This is a genomic window from Sphingobium sp. (assembly GCF_048594625.1).
Classification (GTDB): domain Bacteria; phylum Pseudomonadota; class Alphaproteobacteria; order Sphingomonadales; family Sphingomonadaceae; genus Sphingobium.
This window is the reverse complement of the sequence record NZ_JBMDWL010000039.1, coordinates 1-25,299: the sequence shown is the minus strand read 5'-3', so window position 1 is coordinate 25,299 and position 25,299 is coordinate 1. Positions and strand designations below refer to the sequence as shown.

General features: G+C 62.7%; 28 protein-coding genes. 21 read left to right on the top strand and 7 right to left on the bottom strand.

Features of this window, described 5'->3' with window-relative positions; translation table 11 throughout:
- Nucleotides 1–415: 415 nt before the first annotated feature.
- From ACOJSJ_RS05540 to ACOJSJ_RS05460, 17 genes are all read left to right on the top strand, one after another.
- Complete coding sequence (locus ACOJSJ_RS05540; protein WP_420143993.1) at nucleotides 416–772, top strand: hypothetical protein; 357 nt, start codon at nucleotides 416–418, stop codon at nucleotides 770–772.
- Nucleotides 773–1,028: 256 nt separating this feature from the next.
- Nucleotides 1,029–1,511, top strand: coding sequence for a RusA family crossover junction endodeoxyribonuclease (locus tag ACOJSJ_RS05535; RefSeq protein ID WP_420143992.1), 483 nt, complete (start codon nucleotides 1,029–1,031; stop codon nucleotides 1,509–1,511).
- Nucleotides 1,493–2,161 (top strand): hypothetical protein, encoded by a 669-nt coding sequence (locus ACOJSJ_RS05530; RefSeq protein ID WP_420143991.1) that lies wholly within the window; start codon nucleotides 1,493–1,495, stop codon nucleotides 2,159–2,161. The genes ACOJSJ_RS05535 and ACOJSJ_RS05530 overlap by 19 nt, the downstream gene beginning before the upstream one ends.
- 174 nt (nucleotides 2,162–2,335) lie before the next feature.
- Nucleotides 2,336–3,196 carry a hypothetical protein gene (locus ACOJSJ_RS05525; RefSeq protein ID WP_420143990.1) on the top strand — a complete coding sequence of 287 codons (861 nt, stop codon included), beginning with the start codon at nucleotides 2,336–2,338 and terminating at the stop codon, nucleotides 3,194–3,196.
- 387 nt (nucleotides 3,197–3,583) lie between these two features.
- On the top strand, nucleotides 3,584–3,880 hold the full coding sequence (locus ACOJSJ_RS05520) for a DUF736 domain-containing protein (protein ID WP_420143989.1): 297 nt from the start codon (nucleotides 3,584–3,586) through the stop codon (nucleotides 3,878–3,880).
- A gap of 158 nt (nucleotides 3,881–4,038) precedes the next feature.
- Entirely contained in the window at nucleotides 4,039–4,203 is a 165-nt protein-coding gene (locus tag ACOJSJ_RS05515) for a transcriptional regulator domain-containing protein (RefSeq protein ID WP_420143988.1), read from the top strand.
- A complete protein-coding gene (locus tag ACOJSJ_RS05510) occupies nucleotides 4,169–4,756 on the top strand; it encodes a DUF2285 domain-containing protein (protein ID WP_420143987.1) in 588 nt (195 codons plus the stop codon). The genes ACOJSJ_RS05515 and ACOJSJ_RS05510 overlap by 35 nt, the downstream gene beginning before the upstream one ends.
- 146 nt (nucleotides 4,757–4,902) lie before the next feature.
- Complete coding sequence (locus tag ACOJSJ_RS05505; protein ID WP_420143986.1) at nucleotides 4,903–5,172, top strand: helix-turn-helix transcriptional regulator; 270 nt, start codon at nucleotides 4,903–4,905, stop codon at nucleotides 5,170–5,172.
- Nucleotides 5,173–5,176: 4 nt separating this feature from the next.
- Nucleotides 5,177–6,040: a replication initiator protein A gene (locus ACOJSJ_RS05500; RefSeq protein WP_420143985.1), complete on the top strand. Its 864-nt coding sequence runs from the start codon at nucleotides 5,177–5,179 to the stop codon at nucleotides 6,038–6,040.
- 220 nt (nucleotides 6,041–6,260) lie between these two features.
- Nucleotides 6,261–6,899 carry a ParA family partition ATPase gene (gene parA / locus ACOJSJ_RS05495; RefSeq protein WP_420143984.1) on the top strand — a complete coding sequence of 213 codons (639 nt, stop codon included), beginning with the start codon at nucleotides 6,261–6,263 and terminating at the stop codon, nucleotides 6,897–6,899.
- Entirely contained in the window at nucleotides 6,896–7,144 is a 249-nt protein-coding gene (locus ACOJSJ_RS05490; RefSeq protein WP_420143983.1) for a ribbon-helix-helix protein, read from the top strand. The genes parA and ACOJSJ_RS05490 overlap by 4 nt, the downstream gene beginning before the upstream one ends.
- Nucleotides 7,141–7,662 (top strand): DUF2840 domain-containing protein, encoded by a 522-nt coding sequence (locus ACOJSJ_RS05485; protein WP_420143982.1) that lies wholly within the window; start codon nucleotides 7,141–7,143, stop codon nucleotides 7,660–7,662. The genes ACOJSJ_RS05490 and ACOJSJ_RS05485 overlap by 4 nt, the downstream gene beginning before the upstream one ends.
- 14 nt (nucleotides 7,663–7,676) lie before the next feature.
- Nucleotides 7,677–8,201: a S26 family signal peptidase gene (locus ACOJSJ_RS05480; RefSeq protein WP_420143981.1), complete on the top strand. Its 525-nt coding sequence runs from the start codon at nucleotides 7,677–7,679 to the stop codon at nucleotides 8,199–8,201.
- Nucleotides 8,198–8,893, top strand: coding sequence for a lytic transglycosylase domain-containing protein (locus ACOJSJ_RS05475; protein ID WP_420143980.1), 696 nt, complete (start codon nucleotides 8,198–8,200; stop codon nucleotides 8,891–8,893). The genes ACOJSJ_RS05480 and ACOJSJ_RS05475 overlap by 4 nt, the downstream gene beginning before the upstream one ends.
- 178 nt (nucleotides 8,894–9,071) lie before the next feature.
- Complete coding sequence (locus ACOJSJ_RS05470; RefSeq protein WP_420143979.1) at nucleotides 9,072–10,823, top strand: relaxase/mobilization nuclease domain-containing protein; 1,752 nt, start codon at nucleotides 9,072–9,074, stop codon at nucleotides 10,821–10,823.
- A 28-nt stretch (nucleotides 10,824–10,851) separates the two neighbouring features.
- Nucleotides 10,852–12,903 (top strand): conjugal transfer protein TraG, encoded by a 2,052-nt coding sequence (locus ACOJSJ_RS05465; RefSeq protein WP_420143978.1) that lies wholly within the window; start codon nucleotides 10,852–10,854, stop codon nucleotides 12,901–12,903.
- Complete coding sequence (locus ACOJSJ_RS05460) at nucleotides 12,900–13,340, top strand: CopG family transcriptional regulator (protein WP_420143977.1); 441 nt, start codon at nucleotides 12,900–12,902, stop codon at nucleotides 13,338–13,340. Before ACOJSJ_RS05465 ends, ACOJSJ_RS05460 begins: the two co-directional genes overlap by 4 nt.
- Before the next feature lie 41 nt (nucleotides 13,341–13,381).
- On the opposite strand, the gene ACOJSJ_RS05455 is transcribed toward ACOJSJ_RS05460, so the two are convergent.
- Nucleotides 13,382–13,657, bottom strand: a complete 276-nt coding sequence (locus tag ACOJSJ_RS05455; RefSeq protein ID WP_420143976.1) for an HU family DNA-binding protein — start codon at nucleotides 13,655–13,657, stop codon at nucleotides 13,382–13,384.
- A 185-nt stretch (nucleotides 13,658–13,842) separates the two neighbouring features.
- On the opposite strand from ACOJSJ_RS05455, the gene ACOJSJ_RS05450 reads away from it, so the two are divergent.
- The 3 genes from ACOJSJ_RS05450 to ACOJSJ_RS05440 are packed head-to-tail and all read left to right on the top strand — an operon-like array spanning nucleotide 13,843 to nucleotide 16,009.
- A complete protein-coding gene (locus tag ACOJSJ_RS05450; RefSeq protein WP_420143975.1) occupies nucleotides 13,843–14,490 on the top strand; it encodes an acyl-homoserine-lactone synthase in 648 nt (215 codons plus the stop codon).
- Complete coding sequence (locus tag ACOJSJ_RS05445) at nucleotides 14,487–15,416, top strand: phytanoyl-CoA dioxygenase family protein (RefSeq protein ID WP_420143974.1); 930 nt, start codon at nucleotides 14,487–14,489, stop codon at nucleotides 15,414–15,416. Before ACOJSJ_RS05450 ends, ACOJSJ_RS05445 begins: the two co-directional genes overlap by 4 nt.
- Nucleotides 15,413–16,009 (top strand): GntR family transcriptional regulator, encoded by a 597-nt coding sequence (locus ACOJSJ_RS05440; RefSeq protein WP_420143973.1) that lies wholly within the window; start codon nucleotides 15,413–15,415, stop codon nucleotides 16,007–16,009. Before ACOJSJ_RS05445 ends, ACOJSJ_RS05440 begins: the two co-directional genes overlap by 4 nt.
- Nucleotides 16,010–16,065: 56 nt before the next feature.
- On the opposite strand, the gene ACOJSJ_RS05435 is transcribed toward ACOJSJ_RS05440, so the two are convergent.
- From ACOJSJ_RS05435 to ACOJSJ_RS05410, 6 genes are all read right to left on the bottom strand, one after another.
- On the bottom strand, nucleotides 16,066–17,790 hold the full coding sequence (locus ACOJSJ_RS05435; protein ID WP_420143972.1) for a hypothetical protein: 1,725 nt from the start codon (nucleotides 17,788–17,790) through the stop codon (nucleotides 16,066–16,068).
- A gap of 157 nt (nucleotides 17,791–17,947) precedes the next feature.
- Nucleotides 17,948–21,208 (bottom strand): error-prone DNA polymerase, encoded by a 3,261-nt coding sequence (locus ACOJSJ_RS05430; protein WP_420143971.1) that lies wholly within the window; start codon nucleotides 21,206–21,208, stop codon nucleotides 17,948–17,950.
- Nucleotides 21,208–22,710 (bottom strand): DUF6504 family protein, encoded by a 1,503-nt coding sequence (locus ACOJSJ_RS05425; protein WP_420144001.1) that lies wholly within the window; start codon nucleotides 22,708–22,710, stop codon nucleotides 21,208–21,210. Before ACOJSJ_RS05425 ends, ACOJSJ_RS05430 begins: the two co-directional genes overlap by 1 nt.
- Before the next feature lie 232 nt (nucleotides 22,711–22,942).
- Entirely contained in the window at nucleotides 22,943–23,737 is a 795-nt protein-coding gene (locus ACOJSJ_RS05420; protein WP_420143970.1) for an ImuA family protein, read from the bottom strand.
- A gap of 86 nt (nucleotides 23,738–23,823) precedes the next feature.
- Nucleotides 23,824–24,240 carry a DUF1810 domain-containing protein gene (locus ACOJSJ_RS05415; protein WP_420143969.1) on the bottom strand — a complete coding sequence of 139 codons (417 nt, stop codon included), beginning with the start codon at nucleotides 24,238–24,240 and terminating at the stop codon, nucleotides 23,824–23,826.
- Nucleotides 24,240–24,857 (bottom strand): SOS response-associated peptidase family protein, encoded by a 618-nt coding sequence (locus ACOJSJ_RS05410; protein WP_420143968.1) that lies wholly within the window; start codon nucleotides 24,855–24,857, stop codon nucleotides 24,240–24,242. The genes ACOJSJ_RS05415 and ACOJSJ_RS05410 overlap by 1 nt, the downstream gene beginning before the upstream one ends.
- 46 nt (nucleotides 24,858–24,903) lie before the next feature.
- Between ACOJSJ_RS05410 and ACOJSJ_RS05405 the strand changes: the two genes are divergently transcribed.
- On the top strand, nucleotides 24,904–25,299 hold a 396-nt coding region (locus ACOJSJ_RS05405), incomplete at its 3' end, for a hypothetical protein (protein WP_420143967.1).

Here is a 25,299-nt window from a genome sequence, read left to right as displayed (position 1 = left end):
CCCCGCGCCAACCGGCGCGGGGCTTGATTTCCGGATTTTGCAAAGCCGGTCAGCGCGCAGGCGACTGGCCGACTTCGCTGCTTCCCTGCTTTTCCCCGGCATCAAGCTAACATGATAACACGTTGAACAAGCCAGTCCGCCAAGACGGAAGTGCGGTTCTGTGGAAGCGCCGGCGTTGCCGGCGGCGTCTCGAACAGAAGGAAGAGGGGGGGCGTCGAGATCTTCCCATCGTGACGGGCGGCGGCGCGGCTTTCAAGGCTCGCAGGTCTCCCCCAATTTGCAGCGCAAATCGGTTCCCCCTTGCGCCCGCTGGCGCGGCGCCGGCTTGCGCGCGGCGGCCCTGACAGCCTCCCGGCGCCCGTCCCTTCCTGTCGGTCCCCGACTTGCGGGGTCGCAAGCACAAGGAGATTTTCCCATGAGCATCGTTCAGCCCATTGGCCTTGCATCGGATCGCGTGATGACGGCCCTGATCGCAGGACTTGAACTGGAATTCGGCCGCGGCGCAGGCGAAGCCCTGGCATCTCGCTTCATGGAAGCCGAGGAAATCGACATCCGCTGGGATGCGCGTGCCGTCGAAAGGTCGGTCGGTAGCTACATCACGCAGGACGACGGTATCGAACTGGACCGGATCGTTGCACACGGCTTTCTGGACGGAAGCTGGTTCGTCGCGATGTTCATCGTCGATGGCGATGGGAATGCCCATGGTTTGCTGAGCTGCCGAACATTTGCCTCTGCTGATACAGCGGCGACGGCCTTCGCGCAGGCGCGATGAGGCCTGGCCGCCCTTGGGGCGCCTCGCGGCGCCCCGAAATACGGATCAGCACGAACGGACTCCAGCGTACTCATGCTGATCCGTATTTCCGCAAACGCAGATTGCTGTAAACCTGCAATGACTGACTGTCGTAAAATCGTAAATCAGGGAGGCAAGCGCAGCTAATAGTTCAGCATGGCATCGAGCCATACGAACCAGCCCCTATCCGCCGCGCAGGAAACATAGCTCTGCCTTCACGGGCGATGTTACGTTCACTGTGGCCAAGGACTTGCCGCGAGAAACGATTTCAGTACAGCTTTTGCGTATGTCGATCGACGAAACGCTGTTCCCCTTCGAGTTCATTGTGCAGGGAACGCCGCGTTCGCTCCAAAGCGACAACAAGCAGGCAAAGCGGGATTGGAAAGACACGGTAAACGCTGCTGCGCAGGAGCGGCAGCTTGAAACCTACCCCCTCGGCTTCCTTGATGTCCGGCCGCTTGCCGTCACGATTTACTATTTTCCTGTCGCGCCAATCGATGGCGACGTTGACAACATCGTCAAACTCATCCTCGACGGCATGCGGACCATTGCCTACCCCGATGATCATGTCGTTGAGCGTGTGGAAGTGCAGAAGTTTGAACCCGGAATTATATGGGAAATCGAGGATCCCAGTCCGCAACTGGCCGCCGCATTGGATATGGAACCACCGCTTGTGTATATTAGGGTTACAGACGACTTGGCATGGAGATCCGCACGATGAGTTCGCCACGCTCTTCATACCACAGCCTGGTCGAAGAACGCGCTCTGGAGGAACTTCGGCCGCGCTACGAAAGTCGCGGCTATCGCTTCGTCGTGCATCCGTCAGCCGATGACCTTCCGCTCTTTCTCGACGGCTATCAGCCTGACGCGATCGCCATTGGCCCGCTCCCGAACGTTGCAATCGAAGTAATTGCGAACCACAGAGGCGCTGAAAAGGCGAAGATAGCCAACGTGCGTGCGCGCTTCGAAGGGCAGCCGGACTGGAAATTCAATGTCGTCTATGGCGGTGGCGAGCCGCTTGCCGCCGGAATCTTGCCACCTGCCGCTAAAAGCGCTGTTTTCGATCAGCTGCGTCAGGCACGGGAAATTCTCGAACTGGGATATACAAAGCCAGCGTTGCTGCTGGGTTTTTCGCTGCTTGAGGCAACGCTGCACACCCGAGAAAGCGACACCTATACTCGCCCGCGCAAACCAGCAACGGTGGTTCAAAGCCTCGTGATGGACGGTCTGGTGGAGGCCGAAAGCGAGACACGGCTTCTTGCACTAGTCGCCACGCGCAATCGTGCGGTGCATGGTGACCTCAGTATCGAGATCGTTCCCGCCGATGTCCGCTTTCTCCTTAATACGATCGAAGCAGTCCTAGCTGGCTAGGACCAGCTCAGTATTGAGATAGATCCACTCTCGCTCCCTTCCGTCGGTAATGGTGACAAGTTGAGACATTCGTCGCGCACACCCCGACCTGCAAGGTATCGGCGGCCAACGCGCAAGTTGCAGGCCGCTCCGGAAAGCACTGCCAGGTCGCTCCGTGACCGATACGACTGGTTTATGCTGTGCATTGCATTTTTTGGCGTCGTCGCCGCGTTCGCGACGATCGTCGTTACGCTCCATCTTGCCGCAGGCAGCGGGAAAGACACCAACGCTGCCATTGCGCAAATGAAGGCCATCGCAACATCTATGACACTCGAACGCCCAGCGATCGAGCGTCAGGCGAAGGCAGCCGCAGATGCCGCACAGGCGGCAAAGGATTCAGCGTCGGCAGCTCGTGGCCAGGAAGTCGCAATCATCCGTCAGGCCGAAGCTCTGGTGGGAAGCGCCAAGGCTACGGTCGATGCAACTGCGGCGCAGCTTTCTGCAGCTCAGGCCAATATGCGGATGGCGGAAGCGGGCGTACGAGCGGCCGAACTTCAGCAGAAATCGGCAGAACTTGTTGCCGCAGGCCGCAAGCCAGTGGCAGTGCTATCGAATGTCGAAATTCAAGTTTGGTTCGATGCAGCCGACAGTGAGGGGAATCTGAAACTGCGGGTCAGACCGAAATATTCGAATATCGGTGGCGCGACGCTGCTTCCCGGCATCACGGTGTTCAACTTCGCTGTGGGAGACAGTTTCTATCAGGACATGCTCGAAATGCGCTTCCACGCATTTGGAGGAAACGAGAATCCGATCAAGCCGAACGATCAGTTTTATCCCACCAAAATGATCGACGTCGTCGTAAAAAAGGCGGATGTCGACGCCGTGAGGAGCGGCCAGAAGGTGGTGTTCGTCTGGGGCAATGTCACTTTTTCGGATACGAGCGGCAATCGATATCGGTCCTGCTACTATGACGTCGTCATGGCACCGACGGCTGAAGACGCTGGTGGCGCGGTCATGCCGTTCTCAGTACCTAGCCGGGACTGCCCTCACCCCTAGAAGCGCATTCTTGTCCCCCCGCCATTGCGCTGCTGCATCCTGCCAACGATCGGGGCGCGACATGCATTGACCTGACGGCCACTGTCTCGTTTCCTGTCGACTCGCTGGTCACCCTGGCTCTCCATCTTCCATTTCCACGCCCGCACGGCCTCCGTTCGATGGCCCTTCTGACCGGTAACGGCTTCGCCTCAGTTGACTATGCAACCAGGCTGGCAGGGCTATTTCCCGCCGCCGGCGCACCGGCTTTGCATCGCGAAGCAAAATAGCCCTGCCAGCCTGGTCCTCCGCATTCGCTGCATCCCTAGCAGGTGCTTTGCCAAATGCACCGGTCCCTTCCTGCCCATCGAGGCCGCGACAGGCGCGGGTTCGGACACAGGAGCATAGATCATGGCAATCATCGGAACCTTCACCAAGACCGCAGACGGCTTCATCGGCACGATCAAGACGCTTACCCTCAACGTCAAGACGACCATCCGGCCCACCTCCAAGGATAGCGAAAAGGCGCCGGACTTCCGCATCTATGCCGGAACCGCCGATTTCGGCGCTGCCTGGGCCAAGGTTTCGGCAGCCAGCTCGGATTATCTGAGCTGCAAGATCGACGATCCCAGCTTCCCGGCGCCGATCTACGCCAGTCTGGTGGCGGCCGACGACGGCGAAAGTTTCTCGCTCATCTGGTCCCGTTGACCCGGCAGGTCCGCACCCCCCCCCGGGGGGGTGCGTACCGACCCGTCTTCCCAGATAGCGCGGCCACATCCACCACAAATGGGGTAACGCTCTCCCGACTGGAGGACTTCCGCAAGTGCCCCGTGCTGCCAGCCTTCTCGCGAAAGGAGCGAGACGCGATGGCGACAGGCATGGCGACGGCAGGGCGGGATCACTGCGACTATGCGCAGGCTTTCTTGTCGCGTTCGCCGGCCTACAGGGCCGGCTACGCCGCCATCGCCGCGCGGGACCGGCAGGCAAAGGAGGACTTTGCCCGGTCGTGGGGCCTTCGCTTTCCCCATTGATCCCAGTCTGCCGCCGGAGACGCTACCCGCCCTGTGGTCACCAGCGCTCACCGCGTCGATCGTCATCATCGATAAGGGCGATGGCCTCGCCCCGCTTGCGGTAACCGACCGCCATCTCCATCGCCGGCGAAGTCACGACGGCACACACATCGTCGTACGGGCCGGCCGCCAGAAGCTGCGCTTCTGGTTGCGCAGCCAGCCCGTCCTGCACGACACGGCCTTCCACCTGCCGCTCGACTCCCTGTTCGACGGGCGCGTGAACGCCGTCAGGCAAGCGCAGCTCTGGATCGCGCGCGGCGATGCCGAGATCCCGGACGATAGCCGTCTCTCGCGGTTCCAGGCGGCCCGTCTAGATCTGATGCTCGAACTTCTCGATGCTAAGGCGTCGGGCGCGCCGCTCCGAACGCTGGCCCAGATCGCCTATCCGGCGCTCCCACCGCTCACTGCGTCCGAATGGAAGGCATCGAGCGAGCGGCGCGGCACGCACCGTCTGATCGTCGAGGCCGAGCGGTATCGCGACGGCGGCTATCGCGAGCTGCTCCGCGATCACTGACAGCCAGTCTCCGCGCCGCGCCTTGCCGGTGTGACAATCTGCCCTCGTCATTTTCGCCACTCCGGCCCCTGCGCCGGGGTGCGCCACCATGATCGGCGACACCCCATGGCTGGCGAGAGGCGCCGGCTTTGTCCCTGGAGACCGATATGGAACGCCATCCTGCGGTGGTCACGCCGCGCTATCTCAAGACGCCGGACGCCGCCCTGCATTTGGGCCTCTCGCCGCGCACGCTGGAAAAGCATCGCTGCTTCGGCACGGGTCCGGTCTTTCGCAAACTTGGCGGTCGCATCGTCTACGCCCTCGTCGACCTCGACGCTTGGGCGGAAATCGGCACCCGCCGCTCCACGTCCGACCAGGGGAGCGGGACGGTCCATCCCGCCAAGCGCATCGACGCCAGCGAGCCGGTGAGGCGCTAGGCCCATGCCGGCAACGCCCGAACGCCAGCTCGAACTGTTCCACGCCATCCGCGCTGACATCGCGCCGCGCGACGCGCAGGATCTCATGTCCTGGCCGTTCTTCAGCCTGGCCAAGAGCAAGCGCGTCGCGCCGATCCGCTTTCGGATGGGCGACGTCTGGATCGAAGTCGAGGCCACCCACAAACATGGTATGGCGACGATCTGGGATGCCGACATCCTGATCTGGGCCGCCAGCCAGATCGTCGAAGCGCGCGATGCAGGACGCGCGACCTCGCGCCTCATGTCGACCAAGCCGCACGAACTGTTGAGCTTCATTGGTAGAGGCACGGGCGGCGATCATTACGATCGGCTCAAGGCCGCGCTCGATCGCTTGCAGTCGACAACGGTCGCGACCTCGATCCGGCAGCCGAGCGAACGTCGCCGCCATCGCTTCTCCTGGATCAACGAATGGAAGGAGCGGCTCGACGGCCAAGGCCGTGCGCTCGGAATCGAACTGGTCCTGCCCGACTGGTTCTATGCAGGCATCCTCGATCGGGCGCTGATCCTCACGATCGACCGCTCCTATTTCACGCTTACCGGCGGCATGGAGCGATGGCTCTACCGCCTAGTGCGCAAGCATGGTGGACGTCAGAAGAATGGCTGGAGCTTCGAGATCGGCCATCTCCACCTCAAGTCGGGCATGCTGATCCCCTTGCGGCAGTTCGCCTTCAAGCTGCGGGCCATCGTGCGGGCGCAGTCGCTGCCGGGCTATGTTCTCGCGATCGAGATCGCGGCCGGCAAGGAGATGCTCTCCTTCCATCCCGTCCCGATCAATTCCTTCGATCAGGCGATGCGCCGGGTACGCCATGGACGGAGGCCCAAGCGATGAGAAAACACGGCCTATCGAAAACGCCCGGACTCGGCCTATCGAAAACCGAAAGTTCGGCCTATCGAAGACGGAAATCGCTCGCAAAGCCGCAGAAATCCTCGGCTTTTTGGCCCCTTAACAATGCTAATAGAGAATCCTACGGATTCTTTCTAACCCAAAGGCGCCGCGCGGGGCCCGTGCCGGGCGCCGTCGCGACGATCGCATCGCAGAGCGTCGTGCCATGATCGTCGCACTGCTCAACCAGAAGGGTGGCGTGGGCAAGACCACGCTTGCCCTGCACCTCGCCGGCCGGTGGGCACGCGATGGCGCGCGCGTCTGCCTGATCGATGCGGACCCGCAGGCCTCGGCGCTCGACTGGGCGCAGCAACGCGCGCAATCGGGGCTGCCACGGCTTTTCGGTGTCCTCGGCCTCTGCCGCGAAACGCTGCACATCGAGGCGCGCGCGCAGGCTGCCAATGTCGACTTTCTGCTGATCGACGGACCACCACGCGTCGCCGGACTGATGCGCTCGGCGCTGATCGCGGCCGATCTTGCCATCGTCCCCGTCCAGCCCTCGGCGCTCGATGGCTGGGCGTCGGCCGAGATCGTGACGCTGATCGAGGAAGCGCGCACCTTCCACCCCGACCTCGATGCGCGCTTCGTCCTGAACCGGTGCGACCGGCGCACGCGGATCGCGCAGGGGACACGCTCGGCGCTCGACGGCCAGCAGCCCTCACTGCTTACCGCCAGCATCGCCCAGCGCGTGCTCTTCGCCGAGGTGATGGCGCAGGGCAGGCTGGCATTCGAGGCGGACCCGAATGGACCGGCCGCGCGAGAGATCGAGCGCCTGGCATCCGAGATCGTGAGGTTACGCCCATGAAAAAGGCGCCCGCCAACGGCAGCTTCGCGACCCGGCCCGGCGCCGCCGAGCGGTGGATACGCTCGCCGACAGCGGTGGTTGGGCAACAGGGCGAGGAGTTCAGCGCCCGCCTCACCATCGACGTGACGCCCGCCGTTCGACGACGGCTCAAGCTTGCCGCCGTCATGCGCGGCACGACCGTGGCCGATCTCATGCGCGCGCTGATCGATCAGCATTTTCCCGACGATGCGAAGGAGACATCATGACCGCTCGCCGCCCTCCCGGCCTGCGCCGCGCCAGCCATGCGGCCGACGGCCAGACCCGTGTCGAACTTGTCTGGATCGAGCAGCGGCTCGAACATTGGCTGCGCTTCGGCGCTTATGTCGGCGAACAGATACTCAGCCGCCGCACACGCGTCGTGAGCTTCCGACCCGACATGCTCTTCGCGCTCGTCCGCTGGGCGGCCAACGATCATGGCACCATCAAGTCCCGCATCGATATCGTACGAACCGTGCGACCGGGCGAACCGTTCACGACGCTGCCGTTCGTGATGCCGGGCGGCGAGATCCTGCTCAGCATCGAGGGCTGGCCGAAGGTCGAGCAGGTGATCGGCGCAATAGACTGCGTGGAGTCGGCCGGCATCGATCCGGGTGCCGCGGCGCCGGATCACTGGCGCCATGTGCATAGTCGCATCGTGGTGGGCATGGCGCCGCGTGCCTACAGCCTTGCCCGGCATCAAGCCTTCGAACTACGCCGCGAACTGGATGGGGAGACGGGGCGATGACGCGCCGGAGATACATGATCGGCACGGCGCTCGGCGTCCTGCCGGTGATCGCGCTTTGCCTGTTCGATCCGGCGCCGCGCCTCGTTTGGAATGCTACGGCTAGTGCGCCCGTCGGCCTCTACAGCGTGACGCCGGGCCGCTTGCCGCAGACAGGTCAACTTGCACTGATAGAACCGGCAAGGCCGCTCGGACTCTGGCTGGCGCGCCGCCATTATCTGCCGCTCGGCGTCCCTCTCATCAAACGTATCGCCGCAACGGCCGGTCAGACCGTTTGCCGAACGGGCGATCTCGTCACGATCGACGGCCGACACGCCGCCCTTGCCAAAGCGCATGATCGCGCCGGTCGGCTTATGCCGATCTGGACGGGGTGCCGGATGCTGGGTTCAGAAGAAATGCTCCTTCTCAACGCCGCCGAGGATAGCCTCGACGGGCGTTATTTAGGGCCATTGCCGACGACAGGTATGATTGGCACCGTGCACCCGGTGCTGACCCGCGCGACGCCACAAGGAGATTTTCTCTGGCAGGGAGTGGGCCGATGATGCGCCCGTTCTCATCCCATCTAGTGGTCGCGACACTGGCGGTGGGTTTGCAGCCGTTGTGCTGTGCGACCGTTGCCGCTGCGCAGTCGGCCGGGCAGATAAAGGCGCATCCCTATGCCGATCATGTCGCGCAAGCCGCGCGGCGCTTTGCGATCCCCGAACGCTGGATCTGGGCCGTGATGCGGCAGGAAAGCCGGGACAATGCACTTGCCGTATCGCACGCCGGGGCCATCGGCCTGATGCAGATCATGCCAGCGACCTGGGCCGATCTGCGTGTCCGCCACGGCCTTGGTCACGACCCTTTCGCCCCGCATGACAACATTCAGGCAGGTGCTGCCTATTTGCGCGAAATGTATGACCGTTACGGGCTGGCGGGCATGCTCGCGGCCTATAATGCCGGGCCGAGGCGGTATGAGGAGTATATGCGCAGCGGCAGACCGCTGCCCGCCGAGACGCAGGCCTATCTGCGGATCTTGTCACCAGCGATCGGCGCTTCGGTGCCCGCCGAACAGGTGGCTACCGTCACCTCACCAGCCCTTCCGTGGACGCAGGCTTCACTGTTTCCCGGCAGGGCAGGTCGAGCATCCACCCAAGAGGTATCGCCGTCCGGTCTGGGCGGCGAATCCAACCAGTCCGCGACGAGAGGCAGTGCGGATGGCCTCTTCATTCTCGTGCCTGGAAGGAAGCCATGAAGGGCTTTTGGGGATGGCGAGATAAAAGGCCCGCCGTCGGCTGGGGCGCATGTGGTTGGTTTTTCAGGATTCTAGCAGACGGCACTTGCCCTGCCGCGACGGCTCTTGCGTCATTTTCGTCGGCGATTTCAACGGCTCAGGCGCTGGCAAGCCCGCCGGATAGCGCGGAAAGCGCGCCATGAGCAGGGACGAGCAGGGTTTCGACGTTCGACCAGGTCCTGCGCGCGACAGAGGCGCGAGTCAGGGGCGGCGGGTCGCCACGCTCGCCACACAGGTTCGCAGGGCAGCGGCCAAGGCAGGTCACACGCGACTGGCCAGGAACCGGCGATCGACCGGGACCGGAACGATCGGTCGCGGTCGGCTCGCCGCGGCCGGTGCCCGCTTTCGTGCCGACAGCCGCAAGGTCGTGATCAAGGCGCGGATCGTGCGCCACAAGGGGGCCAGCTTTCGGGCCGCGCCACTCACCCGGCACATCGCCTATCTGGCGCGCGAAGGCGTCACCCGCGACGGGCAGGGCGCTCGCCTGTTCGACCAGCGATCCAACGACGTCGACGGGGCCGTTTTCGCCAGTCGCTGCGAGGATGACCGCCATCACTTCCGCTTCATCGTCTCGCCCCAGGAGGGCGCCGACATGGAGGACTTGCGCGGCTTTGCCCACGACCTGATGGCCGATGTCGAACGCGATCTTGACACGCGCCTCGAATGGGTCGGCGTCGAGCACTGGAACACCGATAACCCTCATGTCCACATATTGATGCGAGGGCGCGCCGATGACGGGACTGATCTCGTCATCGATCGCGACTATATCAGCGAGGGCATGCGTGCGCGGGCCGAGGCGCGCGTCACGCTGGAAATGGGGCCGCGATCGCAGCAGGAGATCGCAGCGGCTCTGGCCCCCGAGGTGGACGCCGACCGCTGGACGTCGCTCGACCAGAGCCTCACGCGGATCGCCACGCGCAATGCTGGTCTTATCGACCTGCGGCCGGACGCCGGAGGCTACTCCGGAACGGACAGCCAGCAGTTGCTGGGCCGGGCTGCGCGGCTCGAACATATGGGGCTTGCCGATCGCATCGAACCGGCGGTCTGGACGCTGCAGCCCGATATCGAGAGCAGCCTGCGCGACCTTGGCATGCGCAATGACATCATCAAGACGATGCACCGGGCGATGAGCAAGGGCGGCCGCGCGCCCGACCTCTCCAGCTTCGCGCTCCACGAAGCAGCACCATGCGAGCCAATCCTGGGCCGCCTGGCCGCCCGCGGCCTCCACGACGAACTGACGGGGTCGGCCTACGCGATTGTCGAAGGCATCGATGGCCGCACCCATCATCTGCGCTTCGAGGACCTCGAATTCACCGGCGACACTCCGATCGGCGGCATCGTCGAGACGCGCAGCTGGGCAGGCCGGGACGGGCGCGATCGCCTGTCGCTAGCCACCCGCTCCGACCTGTCGCTCCACGCGCAGGTCCATGCCAGCGGCGCGACCTGGCTCGATCATCAGCTGGCAAACCAGGCCCCGCTGGCGGCGGCCAAAGGGTTCGGGCGCGACGTCAGGGACGCCATAACGGCGCGACAGGATCGGCTGGAGGAGTTGGGCTTGGCCAGACGCCTTGGCAACCACTTCGCGCTCGTGCCCGGCATGATCGCGACGCTGCGGGACCAGGAACTGGAGCAGGCCGTCGCGCGCATTGCGAGGAATACGGGCCTGAGCCATCAGCCTTCCTCGCCGGGCGAGATTGTCAGCGGCCAGTATCGCGAGCGCATCACCCTCGCTTCGGGACGCTTCGCCATGATCGACGATGGTCTGGGTTTCCAGCTCGTGCCCTGGCGTCCGGCGCTCGACCGGCAATTGGGCGGCCAGGTGCTCGGTACCATGATGCCCGGCGGGCGTATCGACTGGTCGCCCGGCCGCAATCGCGGCTTAAGCCTGTGACACCCACTCTTCACGTGGAGCGATGACGATGTCTGGAACGCGCATTCTCTGGGGGCAGTTGCTGCTCGTCGGTCTGGTGGTGCTTGGCGCCATCTGGGGGGCCACGCAGTGGACGGCAGCGAGCCTTGGCTATCAGTCCGCCCTGGGGCCACCCTGGTTCATGATCGGCGATCATCCCATCTATCTCCCGCCCGCCTTTTTCTGGTGGTGGTTCAGCTATGATGCCTATGCCCCGCATATCTTCCAGCGGGGGGCCTTTGTCGCCGCATCGGGCGGGTTCGCGGCGATCGGCGTCGCGGTGGGTATGTCGGTCTGGCGCGCACGCGAGGCGCGGACCGCGGAAACCTATGGCTCGGCGCGATGGGCCTTGCCAGCGGATGTGCGAGAGGCGGGGCTGCTGCGACCCGACGGCGTTGTGCTGGGGCGGCAGGAGGCCGACTATTTGCGCCATGACGGTCCCGAGCATGTCCTGTGCTTTGCGCCGACGCGCAGTGGCAAGGGCGTGGGGCTGGTGGTGCCGACGCTGCTGACGTGGCCGGAGAGCTGCATCGTCCATGACATCAAGGGAGAGAACTGGACGATTTCGGCGGGCTTTCGGGCGCGTCATGGGCGGGTGCTGCTGTTCGACCCGACGGCCAAAGCGTCGGCCGCCTATAATCCGTTGCTCGAAGTTCGGCGCGGAGAATGGGAAGTGCGCGACGTGCAGAACGTCGCCGACGTGCTGGTCGATCCCGAAGGCTCGCTCGAACGGCGCAACCATTGGGAGAAGACCAGCCATGCCCTGCTGGTGGGCGCCATCCTCCATGTCCTCTATGCGGAGTCGGACAAGACCTTGGCAGGCGTCGCCGCTTTTCTGTCGGACCCCAATCGCACAATCGACACGACCTTGCGCGCGATGATGACGACGCCGCATCTGGGCGAGGCTGGGGTCCATCCGGTCGTCGCAAGCGCCGCGCGCGAGCTGCTTAACAAGAGCGAGAACGAGCGGTCGGGCGTCCTTTCGACCGCCATGTCGTTCCTGGGGCTGTATCGCGATCCGGTCGTCGCACATGTGACCCGGCAGTGCGACTGGCGGATTGCTGATCTCGTCGACGGGCCGCGCCCTACCACCCTCTATCTGGTCGTGCCTCCCTCGGATATCGCCCGCACCAAGCCGCTTATTCGCCTCATCCTCAACCAGATCGGCAGACGGCTGACCGAGGAGCTCAAGCCCGACGCCAAGCGCCATCGCGTGCTGCTGATGCTAGACGAGTTTCCGGCGCTGGGCCGTCTCGACTTTTTCGAAAGCGCACTCGCCTTCATGGCCGGCTATGGTCTCAAGGCCTTTCTCATCGCCCAGAGCCTCAACCAGATCGAGAAGGCCTATGGGCCGAACAACGCCATCCTCGACAATTGCCATGTCCGCGTTGCGTTCGCGACCAACGACGAGCGCACCGCCAAGCGGATATCCGACAGCCTGGGTATGGCGACCGAAATGCGCGCGATGAAGAACTATGCGGGCCATCGGCTGTCGCCCTGGCTAGGCCACCTGATGGTGTCGCGCACCGAAACGCCCCGCCCCCTGCTCACGCCGGGCGAGGTGATGCAGCTGCCCCCCGCCGAGGAGATCGTCATGGTATCAGGCATTCCACCGATCCAAGCCACCAAGGTCCGCTATTTCGAGGACAGGCGCCTGACGGGACGATTGCTCCCGCCGCCGCAGGAGGTCGAGAGGACATATGGGCCTCCGCCGTTAGATGACTGGAGCGGACGGGCAACGATAGCGCCACCGTCTGCAGCGCGCGACAGCGTCGAGAACGGCGCAGTTGCCAACGGTCAGGCGGGCCGCCGGAACGGGACGACGGGTGCCCACTCCACGGAACCCGTATCGCATACGGACAATGCCAATGCCGGCATTCGTCGCGAGCCGGATCTGCCCATCCAGGAAGAGATCGTACCGCCGCGTCCGTCGGCGCGGGCGGAGTTCGAGTTTCACGACAGCGACGATGACAATGATGCGGCGCGCGCACGTACGATGAAGCGGATGCATCGCGTCGCGCGCCAGGCGTCGCTCGACCCCGACGATGGAGTGGAATTATGAGCGGCATCAAGATCAAGCACACCATCCGCCTGTCTCCCGAAATCTCTATGCAGATGGCGGATTATGCCCGCCGGAAGCGCAAGCCCCAGGCGATCGTCGTCGAGGCGGCGCTCGCCTCCTTCCTTTCGGCCGACGGGTCCGACCGTCTCGAGGCGGCGATCGGGCGGCGCCTCGATCGAATGAACAGGGAGATGCAGCGGCAGGGATGGCAGGCGGTCCTGAACGGCGAGGCGCTCGCCCTGTTCGTTCACGCCTGGATGTTGCAGAACCCCGCCTTGCCGCCCGAGGCCAGGCGCGCTTCGCTCGCCGACGCCAATGCACGATGGCAGGGCTATGTCGAGGCGCTCGCCGATCGCATGGAAGCGGGGCCAAGGCTGATCGACGAGATCGGGCAGGATTTCGGCCAGGATATGGTACCAGACCAGGCCGGACTTTGATGGTGAAGGCCGGTGGCCGCAATCGGCCACCGGCAACGGCATCAGCCGTTCAGCTTGTCCTTGACCGCCTTGGCGGCCGAGAAGCCCAGCCCCTTGGAGGCGGGAATCGACAGCGGTTCGCCGGTACGCGGATTCTTGCCCTCGCGCGCCGCGTTGAGCTTCAGCTTGAATTTGCCGAAGCCGTTCACGGCGACTTCCTCGCCCTTGCCGACGGCATCGCCGATCGCGCCGAACGTAGCGTCGATAACCTTCTTCGCGTCGGCCTTGGTGACGCCGGTAGCGGTCGCAACCGCGTCGACGAGTTCGGAAGAGTTCATGGGACTGGTCTTTCTTCTGTTTCGCAGATGGGTCGGATTGCCAATATCAAGCGCACAGGTCGAGCAAAATCGGGCTCTGGGCGGTCTCGGCGTAGGCGCCGACCCGCTTATACCCCCATTCCTTGGTATGTCGGCGCAAAGCCCGTTCTGTTGTCCTCGCCAGGCCTTACAGAAAGGAACCTGCCATGAAGGATATGACCGGCCCCGGTCATGGCATGCGCGAAAGCGCGGCCATGCGGGCGATGTTTGCTGCGCGAAAAGAGGTGTTCATCGATCTGCTGGGATGGGAGCTGCCCGTCTTGGCCGACCATTTCGAGGTAGACCAGTTCGACACGCCCGATGCGGAATATCTCATCCTTCTCGGCCCGGACCACGCCCATCGCGCGTCCGCGCGCCTGCTGCCCACCCAGCAGGACCACATCCTGGGTCATCTTTATCCCCAGCTCTGCTCGGGCGCGGTTCCATCGGGACCGACGGTCCGTGAAATCACGCGCTTCTGCCTCGATCGCCACCAGCGCGCCACACAGCGGCGCAGCGCGCGCAATCAACTGGTGAGCGCGCTCGCCGATCATGCCCTTCGCCATGGTATCACGGACTATACCGGGGTCGCCGAACAGGCCTGGTTCGACCAGATCGAAAGGTTCGGCTGGGATTGCCGCGCCCTTGGCCCGAGCGTTCGCTGCGGCAGCGATATTCTGGTGGGCCTGCATATCCGCATCGATGCCACTACCGTAGAGAAGCTGCGGGAGGGTGGTGTCTACGAACCGCTGCGCCTCGCACTGATCGGAAGTGACAGCGATTCCGCGATTCGCATGGGAGGGATGCTCTCATGAACCCGCTCGAAAAGACGGAGCAGCTCGCCGCCGTCCAGTTCTGGGCGGGATGCCTCCTTCGGGACGGCTACTGCATCATTCCCGGCCTTCATGTGCCGGAGACGATCGCCGCAATCGAACGCGACCTCTCACCGGTGTTCGAAGCGACCCCATTCGGACAGGGCGGGTTCTACGGTATCCGGACCAAGCGTTTCGGCAGCCTGTTACGCCGGAGCCGGCATGTTGCCGAACTGGTGGAGGATTCGCTTATCATCGGCATCGCCCAGGAAATACTGGGCAGTGCTTGCGACCGCATCCAGCTCAATGTCGCCCAGGCCATAGAGATTCATCCTGGTGCGCTCACCCAGTTGCCACATCGCGATCATGATATGTGGCAGGGCGCCAAGGGAAGCCATGAATATCTGATCAACGTGATGTGGCCGATTACGCCCTTCACGCAGGACAATGGCGCGACCCAAATCTATCCCGAAAGTCATGGGGCGGCCGGCATGGCACGCGAAGGCTTCGATAGCCCGGTCGTAGCGGAATGTCCTCCCGGATCGGCTATCCTGTTTCTGGGGTCGACCCTGCACGGCGCCGGTGGCAATGTTACGGGCGAAGTCCGGCGTGCGATCGTCACGGGCTATTCGCTGGGCTGGCTCAAACCCTATGAAAACCCATGGCTCGCTTACCCGCCTGCGATTGCTCGATCCTTCTCACCGACACTGGCTGCGCTGGTCGGCTATGCCCAGCATCGCCCCAATCTCGGCAATTATGAGGGGCAATGCCCGTCCATCCTGCTGCGGGACGACATTCCTGAACACCTCGCCGCCATCGATGCGCTGCGACCGGACCAGATCGAACTGGTGGAGCATTATCTCGCAAAGCAGGTGGCGGGTAACGATCGCCCCTGGCTCGAAGGCGTTGGCTTGGGTAGCGGCAGGTGAGCCCGGCGCAGATCCTCGAACGAAGCTACGACACGCTCAAACGGCGCCTGATCGCGGGGGATTTTGATGCCGGGCAGCGTCTGGAGGCCGCCCGGCTCTCCGAACAGATGCATGTGAGTATCACCCCCGTCCGTGACGTACTGAACCGGCTCACAGGCGAGGGGTTGGTCGAAGCCATTGCCGGCGGGGGCTTCTACGTCCCCATCCTCGATGAGGGCAGGCTTCGCGATCTCCTCGACTGGAACAGCTTTCTTTCGATCCAGGCGGTCAGAATGAAACGCGTGGCCAAGCCGCAGATAAGGGTAACTGGTGGGAATGACGCTGCCCGCGCGGCTCATTTCTTCTCCGCGATCGCAGGCTCCACCGGTAATCGCGAACTTGTCTCCACGGTGTCCCGGACCAATGACCGGCTCTACGCCATGCGCCTGTTAGATACTCAGGTGCTCACCGGGGTCGGGCTTGAATTCGAGGCCATGGAACAGGCTATGGCCGAGGATTCTCTGGCTGTGCTTGTCAAGCTGGTGCGAGCCTATCATCGCCGCCGCGTAGCCAGACTTCCGACTTATATGAGGCTTTTGCGCGAGGCGGGCTAAAGGGCACTGGTAGATGGGCAGATGCCAATTCTCCAGTTGCTGTGCAGGGAACGCTTTCAGCGACCCAGTCGGCGCAGATGACTGCGATGCATCCATCCGTCTATCGACGCATCCGACTGATAGTCGAAGACCTCGACATGTGCCCAGTCTCCCTTGCTCTCCAGAACTCGGAGCCACTGGTCGGGATAGACCCGCCTTATGATGAGCCCTTCCCGACCTGGGCTGGTGCGAAGCGGGGTGGCAGCGTGGACGTAGCGGATTTGGCTGGATGCAGTGCGGGTTACATCATCACGAAGTTCATTCCTGATCGACCCGAGCTGCTGATTTGCTTCCCGAACCTCCTTCAACATGCTGATCTCGGAAGAATGGTCAGGGTTAAGGCTGATCCAGATGGCGACGAGCGATGCGATAAGGGCCAAAGTGGCGATCAATCCCGCCTTTTCATACTCTTTCCGCACATATTGCCGCAGGCTCTCGATGGCAGCGATGACGATGTGAAGCGCATTCCCGACTTCGCCGGCGGAAGCGCCTGGGTCGCCGATGACATGCACGCTGTCTACGACTGCCGAGAAGAGCGCTGCCTCGATCGCCGCCGACTTATCGTACGACCGCAGAACGTCGCTGACCAACCCTTGCCCTGCGGCGCCACTGATGCCCAGGGCGGCGGCGCTCCGAAATCCAGGTTCGAAGAACTTCTTCAAGATGCCTGTCGCTGACAAAGTGTCGAGCGGTAGCGCGCCGGTGATCGCGCCGCTGAGCACATCGAGCTGAGCCCGACCCAGGCCTAGCCCGAATGCCTTTGCCGTGTAGAGCGCGCTGCCAAAGCGGTTATGGTCCGCCCAGAGATCATCGTAGTGCTTGGCGAGGGTGTCACCGATCACCGATGACAAGCGGTGGAGCTTTGAAGGATTGCTGACGGCGTCGCCGATGCCAATTCCAAGCATACGGTCGATTTCCCGCGAAAAATCGGCATGTCCGCGAGCGAGGCTGGATGCGTGTGTCTTTTCCAGGACCGATGCATGGTTGAGCGCCGAGCTGAGGCCCATTGCCTGATCCATGGCCCGGGTGAATTCCGCAGAGCCCCGCATCACATTGGGTAGCGCAGTCCTTTTGTACTCCTCCAAGCCTCCGTTCATGCCATGAAGTATCCGATCGACTTCTCGCGATAGACTTTCTCCCCTTGCGGCGAGCCCAAGCTTGTCGATTCCACCCAGCAGCTTTTGTTGTTCCTGAGCGAGACGGATCGCCTTTCCGACCGGATCCGACCCGTCCAGATACTTCAGGACCGGGTTGATCTGATCGAGAATGCGCGAGTGGGAAAAAGCGCCTGTGCCTTTGGCCATCAACGCGCGCATAGCGTTGATGTCTCCATCGGCGTATCGGCGCATATGATCGAGGAAGTTGCCGACTGGGGTGGTATCTGCTTCCTGTTCCTCCAGACTTTCGGACGACAGCCCATGGTCGAGCCTCCAATGTGGAGCAATCCGATGCATGAAAAGCTGATCTATCGCGTCCAGGCTTTCATGGTCGATCCGGGCCACCTGATCGTGGAGTGGTGTGTCTGGCCCGTCCTGCAATGCAGTCCGTTCCAGCAACAGCGCGCGCAGAAACACGTCGCGACTGGACCAGCGTGATGACCGCTCACCTGCCCTGAACCAGCTGAGAAAATCGGTCGTGATCGCGTCGATGCGGCCTGTGCCGAAATGCGGTATGTCCAGCAGTAGCGGCTGTCCAAGAAGAGAGATGTCGAACCCTCTGGTCGATTTTGGCTCATCCGACATGGGTTCTCCTAGCCATCAGCGACGCTGACATAGACGCCGGCAAGCGCTCACCGGTAGGGATGACCATGTCCCTGATGTCACCTTAGAGCATTGTCCGTAAATGCCCATATTGCGCATCACGATCTTCATCTGATCTACGCCCCGCTAGATGTGCCGTTCAATGGAAATCATGACTTCTGATCGGGATGGTGGCCTCATTCACCGTACCATTGTTAAACGGTGCGGAAGCCAACGTGCGGCCGCGCGATATTCCGGGATCGCGGGGGTCTGGTCCACCACCATGGGTGGCTCCATCGCCGCGACCTGGAACGATAGGAAATTCGGAGCGTCCGATTGACCGCAGCATTTCATCATGATCGATGATGCGGTCGCAGATGATGTGGATTACCTCGCCTTCCTTTTGCAACCGGCCGCGCATGGCGATCATTGATGCTGTCATGACCTGACGTCGATAGATTTCGAAGCGATCGGGCCAGAGAATGCCCTGCGCCACCCCGGTTTCGTCTTCGATCGTGACAAACAGCACGCCTTTCGCAGAGCCGGGCTGCTGGCGTACGAGAATGACGCCGGCAACCTCGATATTGCGGCCGTTGCGGATCGACATGAGATCGGCGCAGCGCACGATCCGCATGGCGTCGAGCTGCGCGCGCAGGAATTGCAGTGGATGGGCGCGCAGCGAAAGCTGGAGCGATCGATAATCCTCTACAACCTCGCGCCCTTCGCTCATTGGCTGTAACGTCACACCTGGTTCCCGTCCCTCTGGCGAGAATCTGGCTTCCCGTTCGTCGGCTGCTGCAAAGAGAGGAAGCGGCGCTTCGCCCAGCCCTTTGACTTTCCAGAGGCCCTGTCGCCGGTCCTGCGATATGCAGGCGAAGGCATCTGCCTCTGCCAGTCGCTCGATTGCAGCGCGGGGCACACCGGCTCGTCGCCATACCTCTTCGACACTCTCGAACAGCGCTGGTCCGCGCGCAGCGGCGATGGCGGCGCCATGGAGATTGGCAAGGCCGCGAACTTGCCTGAACCCCAACCGGACGGCCAGATAGCGGCCGCGCGCGGGCTCAAGCGTGCAGTCCCAATGGCTATGGTTTATCGAAACAGGGCGAACTTCGACCCCATGGTTTCGCGCATCGCGCACGATCTGAGCGGGTGCATAAAAGCCCATTGGCTGGGCGTTCAGGAGCGCGGCGCAGAAAACGTCGGGATGATGATGTTTCATCCAGCAGCTGGCATAGGCGATCTTGGCGAAACTGGCCGCGTGACTTTCGGGAAAGCCATAAGAGCCGAAGCCTTCGATCTGCTTGAACGTGCGTTCCGCAAAATCTTTGGGATATCCACGCGCGATCATGCCGTTTACCAGCTTGTCGTAGAAGTGGCTGACCCCGCCGGTGAGCTTGAAGGTGGCCATGGCGCGGCGCAACTGATCCGCTTCGGCCGGGGTAAAGCCGGCGCCAACGATCGCGACCTTCATTGCCTGTTCCTGAAAGAGTGGCACGCCGAGCGTCTTCCTGAGCACGGCTTCCAGCTCGGGCTTTGGATATTCCGGCGTTTCCTTGCCTTCTCGGCGCCGTAGATAGGGATGGACCATGTCGCCCTGAATTGGCCCGGGACGCACAATCGCGACCTCTATGACGAGGTCATAAAATTCCTTCGGCTTGATCCGGGGAAGCATCGACATCTGCGCCCGGCTTTCGATCTGGAAGACGCCTAAAGTGTCAGCCTTCTGGATCATAGCATAGACGCCCGGATCATCGTCCTGAAGATCGGCCATACCGATCCTGACCCCCTTATGCTCCTCCAGCAGATTGAACGCGCGGTTCATGCAACCGAGCATTCCAAGACCCAGAACATCAACCTTCATGAATTTCAGGGCGTCGATGTCGTCTTTATCCCATTCGATAGTCTGGCGCTTGTCCATGCGCGCGGGCTCGATCGGCACAAGATCGTCAAGGCGATCCTGCGTCAGAACGAAGCCGCCGGGATGCTGGGAAAGATGGCGCGGTGTGCCGATCAGCTGACGGGAAAGTTCTAGCGTAAGCTTGAGCCTGTGGTCCTCGGGATTGAGGTTGGCGCTTTCGATCTGCTTCTGCGAAATCCCGTCCATCGACCAGCCCCAGACAAGACCGGTCAGCATCTTGGTGAGATCGCGCGGTAGCCCCAGCGCCTTTCCGACCTCTGCAACCGCACCGCGTGTTCTGTAGCGGGTGACCACAGCGGTAAGGGCTGAGCGTTTGCGGCCGTAGGTGTCGTAGATCCACTGGATAATCTCTTCGCGCCGTTCATGCTCGAAATCGACGTCGATGTCGGGTGGCTCCTTGCGCTCGCCCGATACGAACCGCTCGAACAGCAGTTCATGCTTGATCGGGTCGATCGACGTGATGCCCAGCATATAGCAGACGCAACTGTTCGCCGCAGAGCCTCTGCCCTGACAAAGGATACCGCGCCGGCGGCTCTCGGCCACGATCGAATTTACCGTCAGAAAATAAGGGGCATAACCGAGCTGGTCGATCAGACGCAGCTCATGGTGGATCTGTCTGCGATAGTCCGCCGGCAAGCCTTTCGGGAACATCCGCTGCGCAGCGGCATCTGTGAGCGCGGCCAACGCCTCTTGCGCCGTGCGTCCTTCCATCACCTCTTCATAGGGATACTGATACTGGATCTCGCCCAGATCGAAGCGGCACTGGTCGGCTATATCGGCGCTGGCGTCTATTGCATCGGGAAAGGCAGAGAAGCGGCGCTCCATTTCCGCGGGTCTCTTGATGTTGCGGTCCATATGGCGTTCCCGCCGGAACCCCAGCGCATCGATTGTGGTCCGCTCGCGTATCGCCGTCATTACATCCTGAAGGGGGCGGGCCTCGGGGCTATGATAGAGAATGTCCCCGGTCGCGACGCTGCGCACACCGACGGCACGCGCCATGGCGTCCAGCCCATGGAGGCGGGCAGCGTCATCAGGCCTGCGTCTGATCGACAGCGCCATATAGGCTCGCGAACCAAAGACCTGTTTCAACGCGGTCAGGTTCGCCAGGGTCTCATCGCACGCCATCTCCGGCAGCAATATGGCGACCAGACCTTCGGCATGATGCACCACATCAGCCCAGTTGAGCAGACAGCGGCCCTTGCCCCCACGAGCCTTCCCGACCGAGAGCAGACGCGTCAGCCGTGACCATGCGAGGCGATCTGTAGGATAAAGGAGGAAGGCGCGGCCATCGGCAAGATCGATCCGCGCACCGGCGATCATGCGCACGCCGGTTGTCTTCTGCCCATCCCAACCTCGGACTACGCCGGCGACACTACTCCAGTCGGCGAGGCCTAGGGCCTTATGGCCAAGAAGGGCGGCAGAGGAGAATAGCTCTTCTGGCGAGGATGCTCCCCGCAGGAACGAGAAATGACTCGTCACCTGGAGTTCGACATAGCGGGACATCAGCCGAAGACCCCGTGCATGTGCCAGCTAAGGTCGCCTGTCTCCTCGTCGACGGCATCGCCGCGGCGAAATAACCAGAAGCGATGGCCACCTTCTGCTTCGACCCGAAAGTAGTCGCGTACTGCCCACATCTCGCGGGCGCTCCGCCACCATTCCCCATGAATCCGCTCCGGGCCGTCTCCGGCCACCACGTGGTAATCGGTCAGGCGCCAGGTGAAGCGGCGGGGCGGATGATCGGGAAGCAGCGCGACGACATTGGACAGCAGTTCGGGCCGGCGCAGCAGACGGACCGGGCGCTTCCAGCCTGGCCATCCTGTCGGCGCGACCAGCGGCGCGATGCGCCGGACGGCGCGCTCGGGCACGTCGCTCTCATGTGCGGACAGGCGGAATGGGCTGTGAGGTTCGATCCTACCGGAAAGCTGGTCGACGAGCGGCGCAATGTCGGGTGCCTGATCGCCAAGGCCAAATCCGGCCTCGATCGTCTGCGCCTTCAATTCCTCGATCCGCGGCGCGGCCAGCATCATCATTTCGATGCCAAGACCCGGATCGATCCGCTCAACCCGCATGGCCAACATGCGCTTTACATGACGCTCATCCCGCGTCGCCCGAGCCGTGCCGATCGCGATCCGCTGCTCCGTACCATCGACGATATGGCAGGCGAGATGGGCTGTGCGCAGGCCGACGCCGCGCTGCTGGAGCACAGCACAGAGATCGTCGACAAGATCACCGATGACCTGATTGATGGAGTCTGCTGTACTGATGGGTTCGAGTAATCGCCGTTCGACCAGCGGCGCCTCGAAGGGAATGACCGGGATGATAGGCTCTGCGATCATTCCGCGCGCCTGATCGAGCCGCTGAACGGTGGAAAGGCCAAGGCGCTTGGCCAGCGGACCGCGCGGCATTGGATAGAGATCGCCGATCCGCTCCAGCCCGACCCGTGCGGCCGTCATCAGCGCGTCGGGGTCCAGTCGCAGCGCGGCCAATGGCAGGTTCGCGATCGCCTCTGTTTCATCGCCGGGCGGCAAGAGCGTCATGGCTTCGCCGCTATAGCGCGCCAGCGCATGGGCCGAGCCAGGCGTGCTGGTGATGGCGATGCTGGCGGCAAATCCGAGGCGCTCCAGGAAACGGAGCAGACGACGAGAGAAACGGGCCTCCCCGCCGAACAAATGGGTGGTGCCGGTGACATCGAGCCACAGGCCATCATTGCCCGACACGCTGGCTGTTGGGGTCCAGTGGCGCACGGCATGAAGAGCGAAGCGATCGAGGAAAGCACGATCGGCTTCGGGCTGTGCATCCTTCACTTCCAGATCGGCCACGAGTGCGCGGGCATGGGCCGCCGCCATGCCCGGACGAAGGCCCATATCCACCGCTATCGGGCAGGCTGCAGTTACGACGTCCCGCTGCCCTACACGAGCAACGAGGATCGTAGGTTGCCTCCAAAGGGTGGACCATGTGAGTCTGACACTTGTGTCCGTGCCTCCGGCACCTTCGTCCGATGGCATCGTCCTGAACGGATGCTCGGCATGCTCGCTACGCCGGCCCATCTCGCGCATAGTCGGTCGCCGATGCGCGGGCAGCGCATCAACATCCACCTGGCTGGGGCGGCTGCCAAGCGCGCCGTCCCGCGCCCAGCGTGCCCCAGGCCGCCAGCCGCCGCCGCGCGGGACCGAGCAGGCGCCGGGATTGTCGTCGACAGGCTGTGCGATACGCGGTGCGAAATAGAACCGGCTGCCCTCAGGCAGCGCGGCTGTGGGTCGCTCCAACCCTCGCATCTGCTCGACCCGGCGTAGCCGTTCGATTGCGAGATGCGGCAGGTAGAGCGAGGCGACCCGTGCCATCGCACGCCTCCAGTTCGAGAGAGAAAGGATTGCCATTACGCTGACGGACCAGTTCGACCGACCAGCGGGCCCGGCCCACGCCGGGATGAGGTAAGCGTTCTGATGCGACGCAGCCGATTCGCCAGCGGGTCATAGCTGAGGACAGGCCATTTAAGGGGCAGTGATCACGCGACCGATGGCGACGATAGAGCAGCATGGGCGTCTTGCCGTCCGATGCTGCCAATTGAAGCCGCCTTGTCGCCGTCTGGTCCGCCGCTTTGACCTCGGCGACGACGCAGGCCAGTGATCCGTCCCGCAGCGCGTCTTCAGCCAGCGCCAGAACCACGCTGTCCTTAGAGCCTTCCGCGAATAAAATACGATCCGGCCCCAAGCCGACCTGCTCAAGGCCAGGTGCGTATAGATCGAAACGGGTGATCGCCCACAGGATGGAAAAGCCAGGGCGCGATACGAAGCGCGCTGCTATGCCGGCGGCGAAGAGGGTCGCTGCGGCATCATCGTTGAGCGTGGCGGATGAAGCTGCAATCTCATGAAGGCCAGCGCCATCAAGGCCGCGATCGGCCAGACGATCATCCAGATCCGCGACGCCGAACGAGAGCGCCGGCCCGCGATCGGCGCGAACGCTCGCTAGTTCTGCGCGCAGTGCGGCAATGGGGTCGGCGGAAGGCCGAGCGGAGGGTAAAGTTACAGGCATGGGAACAGACCGACTCAAATGTTCTCTATATGTTCCATTCCTTATCGAGATTCGTCAAGACGGATGAATCCTGCCAGGTTCGTGGCTTAGATCAGATGGTTGAGCGTGACTGCGTCCTGCTCGCCGTCAAACCAACGGTCAAGGGCATCGGCAAACAGATCGGACGAGCGAGCCTTCTCGAACAGCGTGAGCGAGGAGCGAAGCTTCATCGCGTCGACCGATCCAAAGACTGCGACCGGGTCGCTGCCAGCAAGCCTCTGGAGCGTCTCGACGCATTCAACATACCGCGCACCGAGCACCGGATGGTCCTGATAGTCCTTTGCCTCGTTGAGTGAGGCAATGCCATAGTGCTGGGATATCGAGCTTTGCCCGAGGCTGCGAAGCTGGGGGAATATGAACCACATCCAATGCGATCTTTTGGCACCCGCCCGCAGCTCTGACAGGGCAGCCTGGTAACTGCCCGCCTGCGCTTCGAGGAACCGTCCAAGGGCCATAGCCTGCATCAGAGCAGAGCTCCCTGCGCCGGCGGGGCGCCATAGACCTGCGTGACCGGCAAGCTCCCCTTCGGTAGCCAGCGCAACACGTCGCTGGCTGGAAAATCGGGATCGAGCCAGTCGGCCCATTGATCGCGCGCCAGAGGGATGATCTGGCGATGGTGATAGGCTTCGACGTCCGGACCGGCATCCATGGTGAGCATGGTAAAAGCCTCACCAAGCGGGCTTTCCCGCCAGATTCCCGCGATACAGAACCACCTGTGACCGGCCATGGTGAAGAGCCATTTGTCGAGCCGCTTCTGCTTTGGGTTGAGCGGATCGGTGAACTCGTAGAAGCCATCGGCCAAGATGAGACAGCGGTTGGACGCGAATTCCCGACCTTCGGTTCGGAAATTATAGACAGGCTTGCCGTTCCGCCCTGGCCAGCTCCAGCGGCGGTTGACCAGTTCACCGACGCTCCGTTGCCCCTCCATCCCGCGGACGATCGGCGCCATGTCGGTCATCCTGATGTCTTCGCGCGCCGCAACATTCGGTGCGCCTTCGGGCATTTTGATCTTGATCTTGAGGTCTTCGAAATCCTCGGAGATCGACGCGATGTCGATCAGCAGACGATAGTCATTGCACATCAGGCATCCTCACGAATGGCCGCCGTTTGTCTTATGCTTTCGTTCCTTGTATGTTCTGGTGATGGATTCGAAAGCAACCCCCTTCGACTCCGATGCGCTCGGAAGTCGTCGCGCCATCATCCGGCGTAACCCAGACGATTTGCAAGAGATTGAGATGGTCGAAGCGGCCTGGGGTTCCAATCCGCAGTTCAGCGATGGTGTTTGCTACGAATTCATCCGGTCCGAAGGACGGCCGTTCCCCGGCAATCGCTGTCTGGTTGCCGCCTCGGAGTTTCATATCCGCAATGGCGAAAAGAAATTTCGGGCTTTCCGGGAGGATGGCAACTTCTTCTACCTAGCGGCCATCTGGGAGCCGGCCATGGGCGAATGGCCGATCAGCTATCGGATCATTACGCTCGACGCCAACCCAGAAGTTATCCGCTACCAGTCGCGTCACGGTGCG